The sequence below is a fragment of the Nocardia sp. NPDC004123 genome, assembly GCF_053603795.1.
In genome coordinates this window covers 122,795-144,391 of the sequence record NZ_JBSGGG010000001.1, presented here as the reverse complement: position 1 = coordinate 144,391, position 21,597 = coordinate 122,795, and the positions used below count along the sequence as shown (strand labels likewise).

Here is a 21,597-nt window from a genome sequence, read left to right as displayed (position 1 = left end):
GTTCTACCATTCGTGTTTGTGACCAATCTTCGCGAAATTCCGCTGCGCACGCTGACCGACAAGCCCACCACACTGGCCGAACTGGCCGGCGACAAGGTCGTGCTGCTGGTCAATGTCGCCTCCAAGTGCGGGCTCACCCCGCAATACACGGGCCTGGTCGAACTGCAGCAGACCTACGGGCCGCAGGGCTTCACCGTGGTCGGTGTGCCGTGCAACCAGTTCATGGGCCAGGAGCCCGGCAGCGCCGAGGAGATCGCGGAATTCTGTTCCGCCACTTACGGGGTGGACTTCCCGCTGCTGGAGAAGAGCGAGGTCAACGGCGAGGGCCGGATTCCGCTGTACCAGGAGCTGACCCAGGTCGCGGACGCCGCCGGCGAGGCCGGGGACATCCAGTGGAACTTCGAGAAGTTCCTGATCGGGCGCGATGGCGCGGTGCTGGGGCGGTTCCGTCCGCGCACCGAGCCGAAGGATCCGGCCGTGGTCTCCGCCCTCGAGGGCGCGCTGTAACTCGGAGGGCTCCGATAGGTCAGCTCTACGACGGCCGTGCCCGGCGGCGGTACCGCACCGCGCACGGCTGTTGCAGCTGCACCACCATCGTGGAATGGTCGTTGCGGTAGGTTTCAGCTCCGCAGCACGCGCAGGGCGAATTTCTCCATGCGATCGGCGATCTCGGCGTAGGACACATAGCCCATGCCCGCGCGCACCAGTGCGCCCGCGTAGATCATTTCGAGTGTTTCCACGAGTTCGGGATCGGCGTCCGCGCCCAGTGCGTCGATCAATCGCCGCCGGATCTCGCCACCGATCCGCAGCCGCAGATGTGCCACATCCGGATCGGTCCCCAGCAGCGCGGCCGTCACCGCGCCCGCGAGGGTCGGCTCGTCGGCCAGTAGCAGCGCGATCTGCCGCAGTACCGCCAGCACCCGCGCGGTCGCATCGGCGCCCTCCGCGGCGGGCGGCTCGGTGGCGGCCAATCGGCGCCAGAACATCTCCGCGACCAGGTGTTCCTTCGACGAGAAATACGTGTACGCGGTGGCCGTGCCCACTCCGGCCTGTGCCGCCACCATGCGCACGGTGAGCCCGGCGAATCCCTCCCGCGACAGCACATCCATGGCTGCCCGGGTCAGGCGGTCCACGGTATCGGCCTGCTTCTCGGTGAGTCGCCGGCGAGTGGCCTCCATGCTCACCGCAGGGCGGGCGGAAAGGGGATCAGACACGTGTCCGGATGCTACTATGGCCGAGCCCGCCGAGCAACTCGCGGTATGCGCGAACCGTATGAATGAGGGCGCATCGGAAAGGCTTTCGAATGAACCGCATCGCGCTCCAGGTCACCGCGCGCGAGATGTCGGCGTTGATCGAGCGGATCAACGGATCGTGGCCGGTCGACGAGGCTCGCGCATTGTCCGAAGCTGCACACGCCTATGCGGGCAAGGGCGTCATCCTGGAAGTCGCCGCTCACGCTGACGAGGCTGCGCCGGGCAATCACGACGAGGCCGCGCCGGGTGACTACGACAGCGAGGTTCGTGGGTGGCGTACGCCGCTGCGTCTGCTCCTGATCGCCGAGCCGGGCTCCGATGCCGCCGCCGAGCTCGCCTACGACGACTGGGCTCATTGGATCGCCGGTGGCGGGCTGCTCGTGCTCCGCGACGCTGATGCCCTCTATCGCCGAGTCGCGGCCGGAGGGAAGTTCCGCGAGCTCGCTGCGGTCGGAGCGCTGCGAATCCTGCAACGGATCGCCGCCTGTAATTAGACCGCACGCGGCGCGAATCCTATTGTTAGCCAGAGATTTTCAGGGCGTGTCTCGGCTATCTTGCTTCCGTGTCCTCGGATTCGAAATTATGATCGAATCTATGAGTGAATCAACTGGTGAGGGCTTCGCCGCCGTGCAGGTGGTGGAGCGACTCCGTGTGGTGCACTCGATGATTGCTGCGGCTCAGGCCGAAGAGGTCGAGTTGATGACGCAGCTGTATCGGCTGCGGCGCGAGCAGCAGTTGGAGCTGGGGGTCGGTGCGTTGTATGCGGGCGAGGATGCGGCCACCGAGATCGGGATCGCGCTGAAGGTATCGCAGCGGTCGGCGGACGGGCTGATCGCGCTCGGTCTGGGCTTGGACAACCGATACAGCGGTACTCGCGAGGCTTTCGCCGATGGCCGGATCGACCTGCCACGGGTGCGGGCGATCAGTGAAACGCTGGCCAATGCTTCCGAGGATCTGGTCGCGGAGTTGGAGTCGCGGATCGTCGCGTATGCGGAAAATGCTGAGCCGCAGCGGGTTCGGCAGACGCTGCGGCGGTGGCTGCTGGAGGCGGATCCGGCGGGTCAGGCCGCGCGGCGTAAGTCCGCAGAGGCGGACCGGTATGTGAAGGTCACCGCGGCCGATGACGGCACCGCGCTGCTCGATGGGGTGCTGGCCGCCGCCGGTGGGCAGGCGCTCTATGAACGGTTGCGGGAAATGGCGACCACTCAGTGCTGCGGGAACGATCCGCGCACCACCAATCAGCGCCGGGCTGACGCACTGGTCGCACTGGCAGACGGCCGCGGCCGCCTCGCCTGCGAATGTGGGTGCGCCGACTGCCCCCGCACCGATACGGGCGAGCCGACTCCTGCGGCGCGCAAAGCCCTTGTGCAGGTCGGGGTTTCGGCGGAGACACTGGCCGGTCTGCAGGACAACCCGGCACTGCTCGCGGGTCTCGGTGCGATCGATGCCGACCTGGCCCGCCAGATCGCACGACATGCCCGCTTCGACATCATCACCGACCCGGCCGCACCGGCACCCGTACCCGCGGCGCGGGCCACTGATTCCGAGTTGCGATACCGCCCTGCGGCCCGAACGGCCAGGCGAGTTCGCGCTCTCGACGGTGGTTGCCGCGCACCGGGTTGCGGAGTTCCCCCTGCCGGAACCGATCTCGACCATCAGGATCGATTCGATCACACGGACCCCGAGAATGGCGGCCGCACAGTCGAGTCGAATCTCGGATGCCGGTGTCGTCGCCACCATCGATTGAAGACACTCGCGGACAATGGAGCCAATGGCTGGCAGGTCGTTCACCATCCGGACCGGAAGGTCGAATGGCGCACGCCCTCAGGTGGTTCGGTGATCACTTCCCCGGAGGGTGCGAAGTTCCTGTTTCCGGCGCTGGCGGTGCCGCCGGTCACCGCTCCCGGAGTTCCGGATGCCGAACCGATTCGGCCTCTGATCGATCCGGGCCCGGTGGTCAACGCCATGACCGAGATCGTCCATGTCTATTGCACGCCGGGCCAGCGGCGGGCGGTACGTTCACACGCCGGGACCTCCCGCGTCACTATGTGATTCAGATGCATGAGGCCAGGTAACTCGAGGGAAGACAACCAGGGTGGATGACTGGCAACGGGATTCCTCGCGCGGTGATGTACCTGGAAGTGTGGTTGCGTCGCCTGCCCTACCGGACTTTCGCTGACGCGGCTCGGGTGCCGTGACCTCGGTCCCGGCCGGCGGACTGCACGGATCACCTTTTAGGACAAAAGAAAACAAACAAAACAAAAGCAAGAACCGAAAGCTCGGATGTTCGGCGGTGGCGCAGTTTTCGACAACCTTCGCGTCCCTGTCCTGCGTAGACCGACCTCCGCGCCTGCGGTTGTTGCGGGCGGGGAGGTCGGTGTTGCGCCGGGCTGCGAGTGGGACGGGTCAGGCGGTGGGGGTGGTCAGGGCCAGTGGGGCGAGTTTGCCTGCCAGGCGGTCGAGGTAGGCGAGGACGTCGGGTTCGGGTTTGTCGGGGAGGCCGTAGAGGACGTCGGTGACACCGGCTTCGGACCAGGCCGAGAGTTTTTCGGGGTCGGGTTTGTGGGCGAGGGCCACCACGCGGGGGGTGCCTTGGCGGCCTGCTTCCTGCCAGTGCTTCATCAGCAGGGTGGTGGAGGCGGAGACGTCGGATTCGTAGGGGGTGGTGATCCAGCCGTCGCCGGAGCGGGCGATCCATTTGAAGGTCTTCTCGGTGCCGCCGGCGCCGATGAGGACGGGGATGTGGGATTGGATCGGTTTGGGCCAGGCCCAGCTGGGGCCGAAGGAGACGAAATCGCCGGAGTAGGAGGCTTCTTCCTCGGTCCAGAGGGCGTGCATGGCTTCGATGTATTCGCGCAGCACGGTGCGGCGCTTGTTGCCGGGTACGCCGTGGTCGGTGAGTTCGTCGGTGTTCCAGCCGAATCCGGCGCCGAGGGTGACGCGGCCGCCGGAGAGGTGGTCCAGGGTGGCGATGGTCTTGGCGAGGGTGATGGGGTCGCTCTCGGTGGGCAGCGCTACCGCGGTGGACAATTCGATGCGGGAGGTGACCGCGGCGGCCGTGCCGAGGGCCACCCACGGGTCGAGGGTGCGCATGTAGCGGTCGTCGGGGAGTTCGGCGGTGCCCGTCTGAGGGTGGGCCGCGTCGCGTTTGACGGGGATGTGGGTGTGCTCGGGGACGAAGAAGGAGTCGAAGCCTCGATCTTCGGCGGCCTTGGCGGCGGCCGCGGGTGTGATGCCGCGGTCGCTGGTGAACAGGACGATGCCGAATCGCATGGGGGACGGCTCCTTTCAGAGCTGCTTGGCGGCGGAGACGCCGGCGCGGCGGCCGTAGAAACTGCCGTCGCCGAGGGAGCAACCGGAGGCGTAGCCGCCGGCGCAGATGCCGGAGGTGACGCGGCCCGCGGCGTACAGGCCGGGGATGGGTTCGCCGGAGACGTGGAGGACTCGGGAGTCCAGGTCGGTGCGCAGGCCGCCCAGGGTGAAACCGCCGGTGTAGCCGCGCAGGTCGTAGGCGCCGAGCGGGGTGCGGATGGGTTTGACCCACTCGGTCTTCTTGTGCAGCAGCGGATCCTCGCCCTGCTCCGCGTGATGGTTGTAGAGGTCGACGGTGGCCTGCAGGGTGTGCTCCGGCAGGCCCATCTCGCTCTCCAGTTCGGCGACCGTCTCGGCCACCCAGGTCGGCGCGGTGCGCAGGAACGACAGTGAGGACTTGCTCTCCATCGCCTCCTCCAGCGCGAGTTCGTCGATCACCAGGTACGCCTGATTGCCCTGCTCCTGCAGCACGGCCTGACCCATGCGCCCGGCGTAGGTGTCCTCGGTGATGAAGCGCTGCCCGCGCCCGTTCACCAGGATCCCGCGCGCTACCACCTGCGGGTCCACCACCAGCGCGACCTCGGTGGCGTCCATGTGCGCGAGATCCGCGCCCAGCGCCTGGGCGACCCGGATGCCGATGCCGTCGTGCTCCTCGACGGTGGCGGTGGGCCGGCCGGAGATCTTGGGCGCGTAGCGCTGCACCATTTCATGGTTGTAGGCGAAGCTGCCGGTGGCCAGCACCACGCCGCGTTCGGCGCGCACGTGTACCGGCTTGCCGTAGCGGGTGGCGGCCACGCCCACCACGCGCCCGGTCTCGTCGACGATGAGCCGGCGCAGGCGCGCGTCGTATTCGTGTCGCACGCCGAGTTCGTCGGCCTTGTGGGCGAGGGGCTCCATCAGCATGTAGCCGCCGCCCTTCTCGCCCAGCTTCTTGTCCTTGGTCCAGGCCAGGTGACCGCGCGGCGCGGGCGGGATCGAGTCCTTGAACGGTGCGGCGTTCTCGCCGCCGGAGTACATCAGGCCCTGGTCGCCGGGCGGCTCGTAGCCGGGCTCGCCCCAGAATTCCTCCTTGAACGGAACGCCCTGGGCGACCAGCCAATCGAAGTGCTCGATACTGCCCTGGCAGTAGTCGTGGATCTTGGCCTTGTCGACGCCCGGGCCCAGGGCCGCGGTGAGGAATGCCTCCATGTTCTCGGCGGTGTCCTCGAAGCCCAGTTTCCGCTGCAGCGCGGTACCGCCGCCGAGATAGATGAAGCCGCCGGACATGGCGGCCGCACCGCCCCAGCCGCCGGTGCGTTCCAGCACCAGGACGTCGGCCCCCGAGCGGGCGGCCTCGATGGCCGCGCACACCCCGGCGATGCCGAAGCCGACGACCACGACGTCGGCCTGGTCGTCCCAGGTCTCGACCTCGCTGGCCAGAAGCGGTCGGACGCTTGCGGTTTCCGCCATTGTCTCTGTATTCCTCACTGCGGGTTGGGATTACTTCTTCTTGTCCTTGGCGAGCGTCTTGCGAATGACGCCGTCCAGCTTGGTGGCCGCGGGCCAGCCCACGTAGTGGGCCAGGAACACCGCGATCTCACGCAGTTGATCGGCGTCGAGCTCGCCATTGCGCAGGGCCGCGCCGACCTGGATCTCGGCGATCTCCGAATGTCCCTGCGCCGTAATGGCGCCGAGCAGCAGCAGCCGCCGGTCGCGCAGCGACAGGCCGGGCCGATTCCAGATATCGGCGAACAGGTGATCGACGGTGACCTCGAAGAACGGATCACCCGTCAGGTTCGGCAGATCGAACCCGTACACCTCCGACATCTTCTTCAGGCCCTGCTGCCGTTGCTCCGAGGGACTCTGATCCGCTGTCATGACTGCTCCTTCGCGATCGTTCCGGGCCCCACACCGAGCCCGTCACCCAGGTCGTGCAATGCGCGCCGCGCCAGCGGCAGGTCGACATCCAGCCGCCCGGCCAGGTCCAGCGCCAGCGCCAGATCCTTCTCGCCGAGGTCGCGGACGTGGCCGAGGATCGGGAACCAGAAGTCGTCCGCGGCGACCGGCGCGGTGGTCTTGCGCAGCATGATCGCGCCGGGCCCGCCGGTGTGCGAGTCGGAATGCCGGACCACCTTGCCGAGCGCGGCGATGTCCAGCCCGCCCGCCGCCGCCAGTCGCTGCGCCTCCGACGCGGCGGTGAAGGCGACGAAGTGCAGCAGGTTGCGCGCCAGCTTCATTCGCGTGCCCGCACCGACCTCGCCGGCATGGATGACCAGGGACCCGAAGCGCCCGAACGGTTCCCGCACCGTCTCGAAGGCGGCGGCGGTGCCGCCCACCATGACCGCGAGCTCCCCGCGCTGCGCGGCCGGCGCCCCGCCGCTGATCGGCGCGTCCACGAATTCCACACCGTGCGCGGCGCATTCGGCGCCGAGCTCGACGGCGGTGCGATCGGAGATGGTGGAGTGCACGGCGATGACGGTGCCCGGTTTCGCGGTCTGCAACAGCCCGTCGGGGCCGGTCACGACCGAGCGCACCTGGTCGTCGTCGAGGACCACGACCGAGACGACGCCGCAGCGCTGTGCCACCTCGGCGGCGGTGGCGGCGGCCGTCGCGCCCGCGTCGGTGAACGGCTGCACCGCGTCCGGCCGCATATCGCACACCACCAGCCCGCCCGGCCAGCCGACCAGACGCTGCGCCATCGGCGCGCCCATATTGCCGAGTCCGATGAACCCGACCGAGATTTCCTGGTTCGCACTCATGGCCGGAAGACCTGCCCCCCATCGACATTGAGCACCTGCCCGGTCACCCAGGCGGCATCGTCGGACAGCAGGTACAGGCACGCCCCGACCATGTCCTCGGTGGTGCCGAGCCGCTTGAGCGCCATCTGCTTCACCAGCTGATCCACGAACTGGTCCGGCACGATGCTGCGGGTGGCCTCGGTGTCGGTGGGCCCGGGCGCGATGGCGTTGACCCGAATCTTGGAGTGCCCCAGCTCGTGTGCCAGCTGCTGGGTCAGGCTGTTGATGCCCGCCTTGGCCAGCCCGTAGAACCCGGAGTAGGTCCAGGCCGCGGTGGACGACTGATTGACGATCGAACCGCCGCCCTTGGCCGCGATGTGCCGGTACACCGCGCGCGTCATGTTCAGCGCCCCATCGAGATTCACGGCCATGAACTTCTTGTAGTAGTCCCACGGCACGGTCAGCAGGATGTCGAGCTTCATGTCGCCGTAGATGGCGGCATTGTTGACGAGGTGATCGATGCCGCCGAACTCGGCGACGGTGAAGTCGGCGACCGCCTTGGCGGAGGCCGGGTCGGCCACGTCGACCTGCGCGAAGACCGCGACGCCGCCGGCGGCGGTGATCTCCTTGGCGACGGTCTCGCCCAGTTCGCTGTTGAGGTCGGCGACAACCACTTTCGCGCCCTCGGCGGCCAGCGCCCGTGCGTAGGCGGCGCCGATGCCGCGCGCGGCGCCGGTGACGATGATCGACCTGTCGGTGAATCGGTTCATGTCAGTTCTCCTCAGACGCCGGTCGCGATGAGTTTGGTTTCGGTGTATTCCTCGAAGCCGAGGACGCCCATTTCCCGGCCGATGCCGGACTGCTTGTAGCCGCCGAAGGGCGCGTCGGCCGAATACCAGATGCCGCCGTTGACGCTGAGCGTCCCGGTGCGCACGCCCTCCACGACCGCGCGCAGCCGCTCGGGATCGCGTCCCCAGACCGAGCCGGACAGGCCGTAGGGGGAGTCATTGGCGATGCGGACGGCATCCGCGTCACCGTCGTGCGGGATGACGGTGAGGACGGGCCCGAAGATCTCCTCCTGGGCCACGGTGGAGCTGTTGGGCAGCCCCGTGATCAGGGTCGGCTCGATGAACCAGCCGCCGGCGCGCTCGGGGCGTCCGCCGCCGGTGACGATGGTGCCGCCCTCGGCGCGCGCGATCTCGAGATAGCGTTCGACGCGCGCCAGCTGCCGCTCGGAAATGACGGGGCCGCAGACGGTTCCGGGCTTCGACGGATCCCCGGGCTTGATCCCGGCCAGGGTGCGCGCGGCCGCTTCGACCGCCTGATCGTGCAGTGCACGCGGCACCAGCAGCCGGGTGCTGATCGCACAGCCCTGCCCGGCGTGCACGCACACCCCGAACGCCGCGTAGCCGACCGCCGCCGCGATGTCCGCGTCGTCCAGCACGATGAACGCCGATTTCCCGCCCAGCTCCAGGAACACCTTCTTCAAAGACGTTGCCGCAGCGGCCATGACGGCCCGGCCGGTCTGCGTCGACCCGGTGAACGAGATCATGTCCACCCGCGGATCGGTGACCAGCTGGGCGCCCAGTCCGTGATCGTCGGAGGTGACGATATTGACCACTCCGGCCGGAATATCGGTCTCCTCGGCGATGATCCGGCCCACGGCCGCCGCGCACCACGGCGTATCGGGCGCGGGCTTGAGCACCACGGTGGTTCCCGCCGCGAGCGCCGGGCCCAGCTTGGCGAAGTTGATCTGGTGCGGGAAATTCCAGGGCGTGATCGCCCCGACCACGCCGATGGGTTCGCGGCGCACCCGCCGCGCACTCTTGATCCCCATGGGTGAGGCGATGCCGAGATCGGTTTCCCACGCGTAGTTCTCGGCGAGGTCGGCGAAGTACCCGAGATCGCCGACCGGGCCCTCCAGCTGCGGCCCGCTGGTCAGCATGCGGGGTGCGCCGGCCTCGGCGATGGTGATCTCGCGTAGTTCCTCGAGGTGCCCGCGCAGCGCGTCCCGCAGCTGCCGCAGGCAGGTCGCGCGAAATCCCGGATCGCGCGACCAGTCGGTGGTGTCGAAGGCGGTACGGGCGGCGGCGATGGCCGCGTCCATATCGGCGGCGTCGGCATTGGCGGCGTAGCCGAGGGTTTCCCCGGTGGCGGGGTTGGCGGTGGTGAACACACCGCCGCCGCCGGGCGTCAGCTTGCCGCCGATCAGCAGGTGCGAACCGCCGTCGGGGACGAGATCGCTCGGGCTCATAGGTAGCTCCCATGCTGTCCGGACACGTGTACGGACTATAGGTTCGCGGCTCGGATACGCGCAAGAACCTGTTTCAGTTTGCGCGGACTTTGCCGATTTGGTTCGCGGGATTCCGTTGTCAGGCGATCCCGTCGCTAGTACCGTACAGACACATGTCCAGCTACGTGTCTCCGTTGCTGGAAAACGTTCATCGGCTCCGATGAACGCGTTATCGAAGACGAGGTGCAGACACCATGACCGCAGCCTCCCTAGAGCCGCTGCTGTTCGACCCCTACGACTACCGCATCCACGAGGACCCCTACCCCGTGTACCAGCGGTTGCGCACCGACGCGCCGGTGTACCACCACCCCGACCTGGACTTCTGGGCACTGTCCCGGCACGCCGACGTGACCGCCGGGTTCCGCGACAACATCCGGCTCTCCAGCGCCAACGGCGTCTCCCTGGACCCCGCCGCCTGGGGTCCGCACGCCTGGCGGACCATGTCCTTCCTGGCCATGGACGATCCGCGGCACCTGCGCCTGCGCAAGCTGGTCTACCAGGGCTTCACGCCGCGCCGGGTCACCGAGATGAGCGATCGCATCCGCGACATCACCCGGCGCTACCTCGAACCCGCGCTGGCCGGAGGCGATTTCGACTGGATCGACGCGGTGGCGGGACAGGTCCCGATGGACGTCATCTCCGAACTGCTGGGCGTCCCCGAATCCGACCGCACCGAACTGCGCAGGCTCGCGGACCTGCTGGTGCATCGCGAGGAGGGCGTGCTGGATGTGCCGATCGCGGCCATGGAGGCCGCCCTGCAGCTGGCGGGCTACTACAACGAGATGCTGGTGGCCCGGAAGCGGCAGCGCACCGACGATCTGACCTCGGCCCTGCTCGACGCCGAAGCCGACGGGGACCGGCTCACCGACGAGGAGATCCTCGGATTCATGTTCCTCATGGTGGTCGCCGGGAACGAGACCACCACGAAACTCCTGGGCAATGCGCTGTATTGGGCGGGCCACAATCCCGGCGAGTACGCCAAGGTCGCCGCCCATCCGGAACTCGTGGCGGACTGGGTGGACGAGACACTGCGCTACGACGCGTCGAGCCAGATTCTGGCCCGCACCGCCGCCGAGGACCTGGAGTACTACGGGCAGACGATTCCGCGGGGCTCGAAGGTGCTGCTGCTCGTCGGTTCCGCCAATCGCGACGCCGCCGTCTTCCACGACCCGGACCGCTACGACATCGAACGCACCGACAAGGGCGGGCTGATCAGCTTCGGCCGCGGCGTGCACTTCTGCCTGGGCGCGCACCTGGCCCGGCTCGAGGCCTCGATCGTGCTGGGGGAGTTCGCGGCTCGCGTGCCCGCCTTCGGTATCGGTGAATCCGGTTGCCGGCGCGTGCATTCGGTGAATGTGCGCGGTTTCGCCCACCTGCCCGTCTCCGTGGAGGTCCGCCGATGACCCGTTTCCCCGCACATCCCGGCCGCCGTCCCGCCATTGTCGCGGGCGCGTCCTCCGGCATCGGCGCCGCCACGGCGGAAGCCCTTGCCGCCCTAGGGCATCCGGTCGCGCTCGGCGCACGCCGGATGGAGATCTGCGAGACCCTCGCCGAGAAGATCCGCGCGGCCGGCGGTGAGGCGTTCGCCGGACGGCTCGACGTCTCCGACACCGATTCGGTGCACGAATTCGTCACCGCCGCCGAAGCAGCGCTGGGCCCCACCGAGATCCTGGTCTCCGGCGCGGGCGACCTCGAATTCGGGCAGGCCTGGGAAATGGATCCCGACGTCTTCGAATCCCAGGTCCGCGTGCATCTGGTCGGCGCGCAGCGCCTCGCGCACCGGGTGCTGCCCGGCATGATCGAACGGCAGCGCGGCGACTTCGTCGTCATCGGCTCCGACTGCGCGGTCCGGGTGCGCCCCGGCGCGGGCGCGTACAACGCGGCCAAGACCGGGGTGGAGGCCTTCGCCACCCAGCTGCGCATGGAGCTGGAGGGCACCGGGGTGCGCTCGTCCATCGTCCGCCCGGGGCAGACCCTCACCGGCATGGGCATGCAGGCCACCCCGGAAGTCGTCGGCCCGCTGCTGGAGAACTGGGTGAAATGGGGCTTCGCCCGGCACCCGCAGTTCCTGCGGCCCGCCGATCTCGCGGCGGCCGTGACCGCGGTCGTCTCCACCCCGCGCGGCGCGCACCTGGTGCTGGTGGAGGTGCAGCCGGAAGCGCCGATCCAGGACAGGAAGGACGTCTCCTGATGCGACTGATCGTCGATCTCGATCTCTGCCAGGGCCACGCCGTCTGCCAGGACGAGGCCCCCGAACTCTTCCAGGTGCCCAAACAGGGACAGGTCCGGATCCTGCGCCCCGATCCCGGCGCCGACCTGGAGGCGGCCCGCGCCGCCGTCCGCTACTGCCCGACCCAGGCGCTGTCGCTGGTCGACGACAGCGCCACCGAATAGCGCAACCCGAACAGAAGGAGGCCGCGGTGAGCTGGTCCCGCGACGAACTCGACGAGATGATCCGCCGCTGGGTGGACGAGAACAAACAGTGTGAGGCCCACGGCGATTGGAAGCCGCTCGAGCACTTCTACACCGAGGACGCCACCTACGGCTGGAACTACGGTCCGCAGCAGGAGTTCATGGCCGTCGGCCGCGACGAGATCCGTGACATCGCGCTCGGCCAGGAGATGTTCGGCCTGGAGGGCTGGACCTATCCGTATCAGGAATTCGTGGTCGACGAGCGCAGCGGCAGCGTCATCGGCTTCTGGAAGCAGGTCAACGAGGGCCGGCGGGCGGATGGCCGGCCCTACAGTCCGGAGGGCATCGGCGGCAGCTGGTTCCGCTACGCGGGTGACTACCAGTGGTCCTGGCAGCGCGACTTCTTCGACTTCGGCAATGTGACCGCGCTTTTCGTCGAGATGATCTCGAACGACGCGCTATCGTCCGGAATGCGCAAGCGCATGGAACGGGCCATGACGGGCGAACCGCTGCCCGGCTGGTACCCCGTCGGAAAGGGGCCGGTGCCCCTGTGGTGAACAGCAGATTCGAAGCCCTGACCAGATCCGAACTGGCCCTGCTGGTTCCGGAGTTGCTGCTGTGCGGCCACCTCATCGACCGCTCCGGCATGGCGCACGTGCTGGGCGCGCTCGGCCGGGAGGGCATGACGGCGGTGGCCATCGAGGAATGGCAGCTGGCCAGCCCGGTCTACACCCGGCGCATGCGGCGGGCGCTCGACATCACCGGCGACGGCGTGGACGCCATCTTCAAGGGCTTCCAGCTGGATATCGGCGCGCCGCCGCAATTCATGGACTTCCGCTTCCGGGTGATCGACCACGACCACGGCGAATTCCACCTGGACCACTGCGGCGCGCTCGCCGACGTGGAACCGATGGGCACCGAGTTCGTGGTCGCCATGTGCCACGACATCGAGGACCCCACCTTCGACGCGACCGCGCTGGCCACCAACCCCTACGCGCAGGTCCGCCCGGTGCACCGGCCACCTCGCGAGCCCGCCGACCGGAAGCCGGTGTGCGCGTGGACGGTCACCATCGATCCCGCGCACGAGCCACCGGTCCCGCCCGACGACGCGCAGGTGGTGGCCGGATCCGAGGCCGCCGCCACGGTATTGGCGCCCATCGACCCGGAAGATCCGGGGCAGCACGACTATTCGGGTCCGCTGCTGAGCGATCTGCGCTTCGCGGACTTCTCCCGCTCCGCGCTCATCCGGATCGCCGACGAGGTGTGCCTGCAGCACCATCTGCTCAACCTCGGCTACAAAACAGCCGTCGAAGCGCGGACGAAACCCGAAGTGGCGCTGGATATCCTGCGCAAGCAGTGGACGGGAATCGCCGGCCTCACCGCCGAACGCATCCGCACGGCGCTCGGGCTCGGCGACGACGCGGCGGCGCTGGCCAAGGTGCTGCGGTTGCATCCGGCCTTCAATCCGGCCGCCTACGTCGACATCGAGGTCGCCACCGAGACCACCGGTGGCGAACAACTGGTGGAACTGCGGGTCGGCCGCGGCTGCGGCGCGATCGACGACGGCGCGTGGCCCGCCCTGCTCGACCCCGAGCACCTGGCCCCGCTCGACGCACTGGTGCGCGGGGTCAACCCGCGTTTCCACACTCACGTCCGCTCCGTCGACGAGTGCGGCCTCACCCTCGAAATCGGTTGTGCGGACCTGCCGTACCGCGAGGCCGACGAGGTCGCCATCACCCGGTTCAGCTCCGGGGCCGCCTTCACCTTCACCGACCGGGGCACCCCGCTGCCGCTCACCGTCCTGTAGCCGGACCACACCAGGAGATACGGCCATGGCGTGCACTTTCGCCGACCTCTACGAACACTCCGCCGACGCCGTGCCGGACCGGACCGCAGTCATCGAGGGCCCGCGCCGGCGCACCTTCGCCGAACTCGACGCCCGCGCCAACCGGCTGGCCCACCACCTCACCGCCGCCGGCGCGGGACCGGGGACCCACATCGGCTTCCACATGCACAACAGCATCGAGAGTCTCGAAACACTGCTGGGCTGCTACAAGATTCGCGCGGTGCCGGTCAATATCAACTACCGGTACCGCGCGGAGGAACTGCGCTACGTCTACGACAACGCCGACCTCGAGATGGCGGTGCACCACCGCTGCTACGCGCCGCTGATCGAGGAGATCCGGCCGCGATTGCCGAAGCTGCGGCACACCCTGGTGGTGGAGGACGATCAGGGCGGCGCGGGGCTGCCGACCGCCTCCATCCCGTACGAGCAGGCGCTCGAATCCGGTTCGCCCGATCGGGATTTCGGGCCGCGCAGCGCCGACGACCACTTCATCATGTACACCGGCGGCACCACCGGCCTGCCCAAAGGGGTCATCTGGCGGCAGGAGGACATGTGGCGGGTGCTGGGCGGCGGCATCGACTTCTACACCGGTGAACCCGTCGCCGACGAGTACCAGCAATCCCGCGCGGGGGCCGAGAACCCCTCGCCGATGACCTGGTTCGTGCTGCCGCCGCTCATTCACGCCGCCGCCATGATGCCCACCTTCACCGCGCTGTGGTCCGGCAACGCGGTGCTGTTCCAGCCGCGCTTCGACGCCGACGAGGTGTGGCAGGTGGTGGCGCGGGAGCGGCCCCAGGTCCTGGTGGTCACCGGCGACGCCATCGCCCGGCCGCTGGTGGACTCCTACCGGGCCGCGCCGGTGGACGCGTCCTCGCTGATCTCCATCGGCTCCGGCGCGGCCCAGCTCACCCAGCCGGTGAAGAACGCACTGCTGGAGCTGTTCCCGAACACGCTGGTCACCGAATCCATCGGCTCCTCCGAAACCGGTTTCGGCGGTATCGGATTCGCGCAGAAGGACGACGACCCGGCCCGCGCGCCGCGGGTGCACACCGGGCGCGGGGCGCTGGTGGTGGACGACGCCGGGCGGCCCGTCGCGCCGGGCGGCGAGGGCTGGGTGGCCAAGACCGGCAATGTGCCGATCGGCTACTACAAGGATCCGGTCAAGACCGACAAGCTCTTCCGCACCGTGGACGGGGTGCGCATGGTCATCACCGACGATCGCGCACGCGTGGAGTCCGACGGGTCGGTCACCCTGATCGGCCGCGGCAACATGGTCATCAATACCGGCGGGGAGAAGGTCTTCCCGGAAGAGGTCGAGGCCACCGTCAAGGCCCATCCCGCCGTCTACGACGCGGTCGTCATCGGGGTGCCGCACGAGCGCTGGGGTCAGCTGGTGGCGGTCGTGGTGTCGCCGGCCGCGGGCGCGATCGACTTCGCCGCGCTGGCGGAGCACGTGCGCGCGCGTCTCGCGGGATACAAACTGCCGCGGCGGATCTGGGTGGCCGAGACCGTCGCGCGCACGCCGAGCGGCAAGCCCGACTACCGCTGGGCCAAGGGTTATGTGGCCGAGCGGGAACCCGACTACGAGGCGAGGTGAAGAAACTCGGCGAAACGACCGGCGTCCATCACTGAAACCTGTTCTAATTCTGGCATGGAGGCGCATACCGTACTCGGTGAACAGGTCCGCATGCCGGTGCAGATCCGGCACGCGGACGCCTGCTCGGCGCTGTTCCTCGTCGACGCGGCCGCGGCCCGCGACCTGCTCACCGGCACCGGGCTGGAGCCGATCACGACGCTGCCCGGAAAGGCCGTGCTCTCCCTGGCCTTCGTCCGCTACCTCGACGGAGACCTCGGGCCGTACCACGAATTCGCCTTCTCGCTCATGGCCAGACAGCCGGGACGCAAGAACAGCACCGGCGCGTACATCCACTGGCTGCCGGTCAACCAGAGCTTCACCTGTGAAGCGGGACAATCCATTTGGGGCTTCCCGAAGCTCATGGCCGATATCGACATCACGCCGGACGGCCGCGGGCACCGCTGCGAGGTCCACGTCGACGGGCAGTTCGTGCTCGCGCTGCGGGTCGCCGACGGCTTCCGCATGCCCGGCGGCGCGGGCGGGGCATCCATCGACGCATACACCGCCCGCAATGGAATCCTGCGGCGCACACCGTGGGTCATGAATCCGGCCCAGGTCCGGGGACGGCCGGGCGGTGCGCGGATCGAACTCGGAAACCATCCGGTCTCCGAGCAATTGCGGGCGCTGGGACTCCCCGCGCGCGCACTGTTCTCCAGCCGGATCGGCGCACTCCGCATGACCTTCGAGGACGCCGCGACGGTATTGCAGACCCGGGAGGTCCGATGAGCCGGACAGCACTCGTCACCGGAGCGGCCAGCGGCATGGGCCGCATCGTCGCGCAGCGACTCGCCGCCGCGGGCTGGCAGGTGGCCGCGGTCGACCTGAACGCCGACGGCCTGGCCACCATGGCCGCGCGCTCGCCCAACACCCACACCTACGAATGTGACGTGTCGGATTCCGCGCAGGTCCGCGCCGTCGTCGACAAGGTGCGCGCGGAACTGGGCACCATCGACCGACTGGTGCACGCGGCCGGCATGGCCCACGTGCACGCCTCCGTGCTGGACCACGACGTGGCCCAGATCCGGAAGATGATGGACATCAACTACATCGGCACCGTCAATCTCTGCCAGGCCGTCATCCCCGCCATGAAGCAGGCGGGCGCGGGCACCGTGGTGTTGTTCGCCTCGCTCGCGGGCTGGCTGCCCTCACCCGGCATGGCCGGGTACACGGCCTCCAAGCACGCGGTGGTCGGCTTCGCCGACAGCCTCTCCTACGAACTGCACGACACCGGCGTGCGGCTGCTCGTGCTCTGCCCGCCCATGGTGGAGACCCCGTTCCTGGACGCGGTCCGCAAGGAGAACGCCAGCGTGCTCGGCAACGCCGGCGGCGCCACGCCCGAGAGCATTGTCGACGCGCTGGAAAAGGCACTGGCCAAACCGAAGTCGCCGCTGTTCGTCTTCCCCGGACAGGCGCGACCGGCGTATCTCATGCGGAGGCTGCTGCCCGGCCTGGCGCGTGCCATCGTCCGGCGCACGGTGCACCCCACCGAGTAATCCCCCCGAACGTGGATGCCGGCACGTGCTCCGATCGGCATCCGCTCCCGGCGCTGGGTAGCCGGCCCTGCGGCTGCCCAGCGCCGAAAACCCTTCGACCGGAGCCGAAACCAGCTACCGCGCAGCAATAATTCGGTGGCGCGCCCTCTCCCCACCAGGCACTCTGGGCTGTCTGCACTGCTCGAAGCACCTATTCGAGAGGGGATGGATGAGTTCGCGCACATCCGCTGTCAGGCTGGTTCTGCGCTACTACGGCCGGGAAATGGCCCGGCGCAAGGCAATCACGATTCCGGCCATGCTGGGGCCCGCCCTCGGCAATATCTGCCAGCTCTACATCGCGCCGCTGCTGGTCGCGGTCGTCGTGGGCAAGGTGGCCGCCACCGGTGACTCCTCGTTCGGCACGCTCGCGCCGTACGTGATCGGGTTCGGCACGCTGCTGTTCATCGCGGAAGTCTTCTGGCGGTTGGGGATCCACTGTCTCAACCGTCTCGACGCCTACGGCATCGAGAGCCTCTACAACACCGCCATGGACGAACTGCTGGCCAAGGACTCGGCGTTCTTCCACAACAACTTCGCGGGCTCGCTGACCAAGCGCGCTCTGAGCTTCGCGACCCGGTTCGAGGAGTTCGCCGACACCTTCGCCTTCGAGATCGTCGCCGCCCTGGTGCCGCTGAGCTTCGCCTCGGTGGTGCTGTGGCGCTACGACCCGATGCTGGTCGTCGTGCTGCTCGGCCTGATCGCGGTGAGCGGCGTCGTGGTCGCCCCGCTGATCCGGCGGCGCCAGCACCTGGTCGACGACCGCGAGGCCGCCATCGCGCGGGTATCGGGCCACGTCTCCGACACCCTGTCGAACATGCAGGCGGTGCGGGCCTTCGCGGCCGAACCGCAGGAGATCGAGGAGCATCGGCGGCGGGTGGCGGTGCAGCGGCGAAAGTCGTTGCGGTCCTGGGACTACAACAACCTCTACATCGACACCGCGGTCACGCCGCTGATGGTGATCGTGAACGTCTCCGGATTGCTGATCGCGCTGGGCATCGGCGGCGGGCACGCCTCGGTCGAGGTGATCATGGTGGCCTTCACCTACTACTGGAACGCCACCGGCATCATGTTCCGGTTCAACCAGATCTACCGGCGGCTGGAGAGCTCCACCACCGAGGCCGCGCAGTTCACCGAACTACTGCTGGAATCACCGACGGTGCTCGACACCAGCGAGCCGGAACCGCTGTGCCCCAAGGGCTCCGGCATCCGGTTCGAGCGGGTGGACTTCGCCCACGCGGGTGCGCCGCCCCTGTTCCGCGGGCTGGATCTGGATGTGGCCAGTGGCGCGCGCATCGGCCTGGTCGGCCGGTCGGGCGGCGGCAAGAGCACGCTCACCCAGCTGCTGCTGCGCATGATGGACGTCGACGGCGGAGTAATCCGTATCGGCGGACAGGATATCTCGCGCCTGCGGCAGCGTGATCTGCGCAGCCTGCTGTCCTACGTGCCGCAGGACCCGGCCATGTTCCACCGGTCGCTGAGCGACAACATTCGCTTCGCCCGGCCCGAGGCCACCGACGAGGAGGTGCGGCGCGCCGCCAAGGCCGCGCACGTCACCGAATTCGCGGACGGGCTACCCGAGGGCATGGAGACGCTCATCGGCGAGCGCGGCGTGAAACTCTCCGGCGGGCAACGCCAGCGGGTCGCGCTCGCACGGGCAATCCTGCGCGACGCCCCGATCCTGCTGCTGGACGAGGCCACCAGCGCCCTCGACTCCGAGAGCGAAATCCTTGTGCAGCAAGCGCTCTGGGAGTTGATGGAAGGGCGTACGGCGCTGGTGGTCGCGCACCGGTTGAGCACGGTGGCCGGGATGGACCGGCTGATCGTGCTCGATCGCGGGCGGATCGTCGAACAGGGCAGCCACGAGGAGCTGCTGCGCGGCGAGGGTACGTACGCGCAGCTGTGGCGGCACCAGTCCGGCGGCTTCCTCGGCGAGGAGCTGGCCGCTCGCTGACGGTGAGGTGGCGATGTGAGAGGTCCGTCGCCACCTCGGCTCCGGGGAGTCCCCGGAATTCCTAGTTGCCCTGGAAATTGGGCTTGCGCTTCTCGGCGAAGGCGCGCGGGCCCTCCTTCGCGTCGTTGCTGCGGAAGACCGGCAGGCCGACCTTGGCGTCGATCTTGAACGCCTCTTCCTCGTGCATGCCCTCGGTGTCGCGGATGACCTTCAGGATCGCCTGCACGGCCAGCGGGCCGTTGTTGTTGATCAGCTCGGCGATCTCGAGGGCCTTGTCCAGCGCGGTCCCGTCCGGCACCACGTGGCCGATGAGGCCGAAGTTCAGCGCCTCGGCCGCGGTGATGTGGCGACCGGTCAGCAGCAGTTCCGCGGCGACGGTGTAGGGGATCTGGCGCGGCAGCCGCACCGCCGAGCCGCCCATCGGGAACAGGCTCCACTTCGCCTCGGAGACACCGAACTTGGCGCTCTCACCGGCGATGCGGATATCGGTGCCCTGCAGGATCTCGGTGCCGCCCGCGATGGCCGCGCCCTCCACCGCCGCGATCAGCGGCTTGGTCAGGCGACGGCCCTTGAGCAGACCCGGCATGCGGGACGGGTCGAACGCACTGCCCTCCTTCATGCCGTCGTCCGGGCTGCGCTTGTTCATGGCCTTCAGGTCCGCGCCCGCGCAGAACGCGCCGCCGGCACCGGTGAGGATGCAGGAGCGGATCTCCGGATCGTTGTCGACGGTGTCCCACGCCTCGGTCATGATCGCCAGCATCTCGCCGGTGAGGGCGTTCTTGGACTTGGGGCGGTTCATGGTGACGATCAGCGTCGCGCCGCGCTTCTCGACCAGAGCGTGCGGTTCGGTGTTGCTAGGTGTTTCAGCAGTCGCTGCGGTCATCGCCGACCCTTCTTTCCACATGGGCGAACCAAGATTCCGGCACGAAACTACCCCGCGCCGTTGTCCTGAACAATAACGTGTTCTAGTTTGGAGCATGGTGACCGCCGTCACGGGCGGCAAGTAGTGGAGAGAGTCCCATGAGCACAACGAGCAAGGCGAAGCTTCCGCCGCGCGTCACGGAATCCCTCATCAACCGGCTGACCGCGATGGTGACGGCGGGCCGGGCCGGCGAGGCCCGCGAGCCCTTCGAGATGGTCGAGGTCTACACCGGCGACGTCGTCGGCTACCTGCCGCAGTCCTCGCCCGAGGACGTCGAGGCCGCCGTCGAGATTTCCCGCGCCGCCCAGAAGGAATGGGCCGCCCGGCCGCTCAAGGACCGCCTCGCCGTATTCGAGCGCGCGCACGAGCTGATTCTCTCCGAGATCGAGACCATCGCGGACCTGATCCAGATCGGCTGCGGCAAGGCGCGGCGGATGGCCATCGAGGAGGCGTGCGATACGCCGATGGTCATCGCCCACTACCTGAAGACCGCCGAGAAGACCCTCAAGCCCAAGAAGCGCAGCGGCCCGATGCCGGTCATCACCTCCTCCACCGAGGAGCACCGGCCCAAGGGCGTGGTCGCGGTCATCGCGCCGTGGAACTTCCCGTTCGCCATCTCCATGTCCGACTCCACCCCGGCGCTCATGGCCGGCAATGGCGTGATCATGAAGCCGGACAACAAGACCGCGCTGTGCACCCTCTACGGCATCGAACTGCTGCAGAAGGCGGGCCTGCCGCGCGGGCTCATCCAGGTGGTCTGCGGCGGCGGCCCCGACGTCGGCCCCACCCTCATCGACAATGTCGAGTTCGTCATGTTCACCGGCTCCACCGCCACCGGCCGCACCATCGGTGAGCAGGCCGGGCGCAACCTCATCGGCTGCAGCCTGGAACTCGGCGGCAAGAACCCGATGATCGTGCTCGACGACGTCAACCTCGACGAGGCCATCCCCTCGGCCGTGTTCGCCGTCTTCGGCAACACCGGCCAGGCGTGCATGCACATCGAGCGCATCTACGTCCACGAGCGCATCTACGACGAGTACCTGCGCCGCTTCGTGGCCGCCGCCGAGGACCTCGCCGGCAAGATGGGCGCCAGCTACGACTTCGATCCCGAGATGGGCTCGCTGGTCTCGGTGGACCACATGAAGCGCGTCGCCGCCCACGTCGACGAGGCCCGGGAGAAGGGCGCGGCCGTCGTCACCGGCGGCAACCCCCGCCCCGACATCGGGCCCGCCTTCTTCGAGCCGACCGTCCTCACCGGCGTCACCAAGGACATGGCCCACGCCACCATGGAGACCTTCGGCCCCGTGGTCAGCATCTACAAGTACGGCACCGAGGACGAGGCCGTCGCGCTCGCGAACGACACCGCGTACGGCCTCAACGCCAGCATCTGGACCGGAAACATCGACCGCGCAACGAAACTCGCCGAGCGCGTCGAAGCCGGCGCCATCAATATCAACGACGGCTTCGTCACCAGCTACGCCGCCAAGGGCACCCCGTCGGGCGGCGTGAAGCAGTCCGGCGTCGGCACCCGCCACGGCGCGGCCGGCATTCTCAAGTACACCGACACCATCAATGTCGGCGTGCAGAAGAAGCAGATCATGGCGGCCCGCGCCAACATGCCCTACGAGAAGCAGCTCAAGTCCACCCTGGTCACGCTGCGCCTCATGCGGCGCCTGCACCTGGGCTGAAAGCCGTTCCACCGCATCGGGTCCCGGCCGGGTTG

General features: G+C 68.5%; 21 protein-coding genes. 13 read left to right on the top strand and 8 right to left on the bottom strand.

Features of this window, described 5'->3' with window-relative positions:
* Nucleotides 1-42: 42 nt before the first annotated feature.
* Nucleotides 43-507: a glutathione peroxidase gene (locus tag ACWEQQ_RS00715; RefSeq protein ID WP_452339811.1), complete on the top strand. Its 465-nt coding sequence runs from the start codon at nucleotides 43-45 to the stop codon at nucleotides 505-507.
* A gap of 113 nt (nucleotides 508-620) precedes the next feature.
* On the opposite strand, the gene ACWEQQ_RS00710 is transcribed toward ACWEQQ_RS00715, so the two are convergent.
* On the bottom strand, nucleotides 621-1,184 hold the full coding sequence (locus tag ACWEQQ_RS00710; RefSeq protein ID WP_452339810.1) for a TetR/AcrR family transcriptional regulator: 564 nt from the start codon (nucleotides 1,182-1,184) through the stop codon (nucleotides 621-623).
* A gap of 119 nt (nucleotides 1,185-1,303) precedes the next feature.
* On the opposite strand from ACWEQQ_RS00710, the gene ACWEQQ_RS00705 reads away from it, so the two are divergent.
* Nucleotides 1,304-1,747, top strand: a complete 444-nt coding sequence (locus ACWEQQ_RS00705; RefSeq protein ID WP_452346682.1) for a hypothetical protein — start codon at nucleotides 1,304-1,306, stop codon at nucleotides 1,745-1,747.
* Nucleotides 1,650-3,305: a DUF222 domain-containing protein gene (locus ACWEQQ_RS00700; RefSeq protein ID WP_452346681.1), complete on the top strand. Its 1,656-nt coding sequence runs from the start codon at nucleotides 1,650-1,652 to the stop codon at nucleotides 3,303-3,305. The genes ACWEQQ_RS00705 and ACWEQQ_RS00700 overlap by 98 nt, the downstream gene beginning before the upstream one ends.
* A 354-nt stretch (nucleotides 3,306-3,659) precedes the next feature.
* On the opposite strand, the gene ACWEQQ_RS00695 is transcribed toward ACWEQQ_RS00700, so the two are convergent.
* The 6 genes from ACWEQQ_RS00695 to ACWEQQ_RS00670 are packed head-to-tail and all read right to left on the bottom strand — an operon-like array spanning nucleotide 3,660 to nucleotide 9,536.
* Nucleotides 3,660-4,526: an LLM class F420-dependent oxidoreductase gene (locus tag ACWEQQ_RS00695; RefSeq protein ID WP_452346680.1), complete on the bottom strand. Its 867-nt coding sequence runs from the start codon at nucleotides 4,524-4,526 to the stop codon at nucleotides 3,660-3,662.
* Between the two features lie 15 nt (nucleotides 4,527-4,541).
* A complete protein-coding gene (locus ACWEQQ_RS00690; RefSeq protein WP_452339736.1) occupies nucleotides 4,542-6,014 on the bottom strand; it encodes an FAD-dependent oxidoreductase in 1,473 nt (490 codons plus the stop codon).
* A gap of 30 nt (nucleotides 6,015-6,044) precedes the next feature.
* Nucleotides 6,045-6,422: a carboxymuconolactone decarboxylase family protein gene (locus ACWEQQ_RS00685; protein WP_452339735.1), complete on the bottom strand. Its 378-nt coding sequence runs from the start codon at nucleotides 6,420-6,422 to the stop codon at nucleotides 6,045-6,047.
* Nucleotides 6,419-7,303 carry an NAD(P)-dependent oxidoreductase gene (locus tag ACWEQQ_RS00680; RefSeq protein ID WP_452346679.1) on the bottom strand — a complete coding sequence of 295 codons (885 nt, stop codon included), beginning with the start codon at nucleotides 7,301-7,303 and terminating at the stop codon, nucleotides 6,419-6,421. Before ACWEQQ_RS00680 ends, ACWEQQ_RS00685 begins: the two co-directional genes overlap by 4 nt.
* Nucleotides 7,300-8,052, bottom strand: a complete 753-nt coding sequence (locus ACWEQQ_RS00675) for an SDR family oxidoreductase (protein WP_452339733.1) — start codon at nucleotides 8,050-8,052, stop codon at nucleotides 7,300-7,302. The genes ACWEQQ_RS00680 and ACWEQQ_RS00675 overlap by 4 nt, the downstream gene beginning before the upstream one ends.
* 11 nt (nucleotides 8,053-8,063) lie before the next feature.
* On the bottom strand, nucleotides 8,064-9,536 hold the full coding sequence (locus ACWEQQ_RS00670; RefSeq protein WP_452339732.1) for an aldehyde dehydrogenase: 1,473 nt from the start codon (nucleotides 9,534-9,536) through the stop codon (nucleotides 8,064-8,066).
* 233 nt (nucleotides 9,537-9,769) lie between these two features.
* On the opposite strand from ACWEQQ_RS00670, the gene ACWEQQ_RS00665 reads away from it, so the two are divergent.
* From ACWEQQ_RS00665 to ACWEQQ_RS00625, 9 genes are all read left to right on the top strand, one after another.
* Complete coding sequence (locus ACWEQQ_RS00665; protein WP_452346678.1) at nucleotides 9,770-10,978, top strand: cytochrome P450; 1,209 nt, start codon at nucleotides 9,770-9,772, stop codon at nucleotides 10,976-10,978.
* Complete coding sequence (locus ACWEQQ_RS00660) at nucleotides 10,975-11,766, top strand: SDR family oxidoreductase (RefSeq protein ID WP_452346677.1); 792 nt, start codon at nucleotides 10,975-10,977, stop codon at nucleotides 11,764-11,766. The genes ACWEQQ_RS00665 and ACWEQQ_RS00660 overlap by 4 nt, the downstream gene beginning before the upstream one ends.
* Nucleotides 11,766-11,969 carry a ferredoxin gene (locus ACWEQQ_RS00655; RefSeq protein ID WP_379393382.1) on the top strand — a complete coding sequence of 68 codons (204 nt, stop codon included), beginning with the start codon at nucleotides 11,766-11,768 and terminating at the stop codon, nucleotides 11,967-11,969. The genes ACWEQQ_RS00660 and ACWEQQ_RS00655 overlap by 1 nt, the downstream gene beginning before the upstream one ends.
* A 56-nt stretch (nucleotides 11,970-12,025) precedes the next feature.
* Nucleotides 12,026-12,544 (top strand): nuclear transport factor 2 family protein, encoded by a 519-nt coding sequence (locus tag ACWEQQ_RS00650; protein ID WP_452339809.1) that lies wholly within the window; start codon nucleotides 12,026-12,028, stop codon nucleotides 12,542-12,544.
* The gene (locus ACWEQQ_RS00645) at nucleotides 12,541-13,794 is read left to right on the top strand and encodes a hypothetical protein (RefSeq protein ID WP_452346676.1); all 1,254 of its coding nucleotides are present in this window, start codon (nucleotides 12,541-12,543) and stop codon (nucleotides 13,792-13,794) included. Before ACWEQQ_RS00650 ends, ACWEQQ_RS00645 begins: the two co-directional genes overlap by 4 nt.
* 25 nt (nucleotides 13,795-13,819) lie before the next feature.
* A complete protein-coding gene (locus ACWEQQ_RS00640; protein ID WP_452346675.1) occupies nucleotides 13,820-15,430 on the top strand; it encodes an acyl-CoA synthetase in 1,611 nt (536 codons plus the stop codon).
* A 54-nt stretch (nucleotides 15,431-15,484) separates the two neighbouring features.
* A complete protein-coding gene (locus tag ACWEQQ_RS00635; protein ID WP_452346674.1) occupies nucleotides 15,485-16,195 on the top strand; it encodes an acetoacetate decarboxylase family protein in 711 nt (236 codons plus the stop codon).
* Nucleotides 16,192-16,962 (top strand): SDR family NAD(P)-dependent oxidoreductase, encoded by a 771-nt coding sequence (locus tag ACWEQQ_RS00630; RefSeq protein WP_452346673.1) that lies wholly within the window; start codon nucleotides 16,192-16,194, stop codon nucleotides 16,960-16,962. The genes ACWEQQ_RS00635 and ACWEQQ_RS00630 overlap by 4 nt, the downstream gene beginning before the upstream one ends.
* A 208-nt stretch (nucleotides 16,963-17,170) precedes the next feature.
* The gene (locus ACWEQQ_RS00625; protein ID WP_452346672.1) at nucleotides 17,171-18,952 is read left to right on the top strand and encodes an ABC transporter ATP-binding protein; all 1,782 of its coding nucleotides are present in this window, start codon (nucleotides 17,171-17,173) and stop codon (nucleotides 18,950-18,952) included.
* Between the two features lie 61 nt (nucleotides 18,953-19,013).
* Here ACWEQQ_RS00625 and ACWEQQ_RS00620 read toward each other — a convergent pair whose 3' ends face one another.
* A complete protein-coding gene (locus ACWEQQ_RS00620) occupies nucleotides 19,014-19,835 on the bottom strand; it encodes a crotonase/enoyl-CoA hydratase family protein (protein ID WP_354839022.1) in 822 nt (273 codons plus the stop codon).
* Between the two features lie 137 nt (nucleotides 19,836-19,972).
* Between ACWEQQ_RS00620 and ACWEQQ_RS00615 the strand changes: the two genes are divergently transcribed.
* Nucleotides 19,973-21,562: a succinic semialdehyde dehydrogenase gene (locus tag ACWEQQ_RS00615; protein ID WP_452346671.1), complete on the top strand. Its 1,590-nt coding sequence runs from the start codon at nucleotides 19,973-19,975 to the stop codon at nucleotides 21,560-21,562.
* The last annotated feature ends 35 nt before the right edge of the window (nucleotides 21,563-21,597 follow it).

Excerpts from the sequence above, each read along its gene's own strand:
- ACWEQQ_RS00675 (WP_452339733.1), bottom strand. The coding sequence starts at position 8,052 with ATGAACCGATTCACCGACAGGTCGATCATCGTCACCGGCGCCGCGCGC.
- ACWEQQ_RS00655 (WP_379393382.1), top strand. The coding sequence starts at position 11,766 with ATGCGACTGATCGTCGATCTCGATCTCTGCCAGGGCCACGCCGTCTGC.
- ACWEQQ_RS00690 (WP_452339736.1), bottom strand. The coding sequence starts at position 6,014 with ATGGCGGAAACCGCAAGCGTCCGACCGCTTCTGGCCAGCGAGGTCGAG.
- ACWEQQ_RS00705 (WP_452346682.1), top strand. The coding sequence starts at position 1,304 with ATGAACCGCATCGCGCTCCAGGTCACCGCGCGCGAGATGTCGGCGTTG.
- ACWEQQ_RS00695 (WP_452346680.1), bottom strand. The coding sequence starts at position 4,526 with ATGCGATTCGGCATCGTCCTGTTCACCAGCGACCGCGGCATCACACCC.
- ACWEQQ_RS00660 (WP_452346677.1), top strand. The coding sequence starts at position 10,975 with ATGACCCGTTTCCCCGCACATCCCGGCCGCCGTCCCGCCATTGTCGCG.
- ACWEQQ_RS00615 (WP_452346671.1), top strand. The coding sequence starts at position 19,973 with ATGAGCACAACGAGCAAGGCGAAGCTTCCGCCGCGCGTCACGGAATCC.
- ACWEQQ_RS00700 (WP_452346681.1), top strand. The coding sequence starts at position 1,650 with ATGCCCTCTATCGCCGAGTCGCGGCCGGAGGGAAGTTCCGCGAGCTCG.
- ACWEQQ_RS00620 (WP_354839022.1), bottom strand. The coding sequence starts at position 19,835 with ATGACCGCAGCGACTGCTGAAACACCTAGCAACACCGAACCGCACGCT.
- ACWEQQ_RS00665 (WP_452346678.1), top strand. The coding sequence starts at position 9,770 with ATGACCGCAGCCTCCCTAGAGCCGCTGCTGTTCGACCCCTACGACTAC.
- ACWEQQ_RS00680 (WP_452346679.1), bottom strand. The coding sequence starts at position 7,303 with ATGAGTGCGAACCAGGAAATCTCGGTCGGGTTCATCGGACTCGGCAAT.
- ACWEQQ_RS00630 (WP_452346673.1), top strand. The coding sequence starts at position 16,192 with ATGAGCCGGACAGCACTCGTCACCGGAGCGGCCAGCGGCATGGGCCGC.
- ACWEQQ_RS00640 (WP_452346675.1), top strand. The coding sequence starts at position 13,820 with ATGGCGTGCACTTTCGCCGACCTCTACGAACACTCCGCCGACGCCGTG.
- ACWEQQ_RS00635 (WP_452346674.1), top strand. The coding sequence starts at position 15,485 with ATGGAGGCGCATACCGTACTCGGTGAACAGGTCCGCATGCCGGTGCAG.
- ACWEQQ_RS00625 (WP_452346672.1), top strand. The coding sequence starts at position 17,171 with ATGAGTTCGCGCACATCCGCTGTCAGGCTGGTTCTGCGCTACTACGGC.
- ACWEQQ_RS00685 (WP_452339735.1), bottom strand. The coding sequence starts at position 6,422 with ATGACAGCGGATCAGAGTCCCTCGGAGCAACGGCAGCAGGGCCTGAAG.
- ACWEQQ_RS00650 (WP_452339809.1), top strand. The coding sequence starts at position 12,026 with ATGATCCGCCGCTGGGTGGACGAGAACAAACAGTGTGAGGCCCACGGC.
- ACWEQQ_RS00670 (WP_452339732.1), bottom strand. The coding sequence starts at position 9,536 with ATGAGCCCGAGCGATCTCGTCCCCGACGGCGGTTCGCACCTGCTGATC.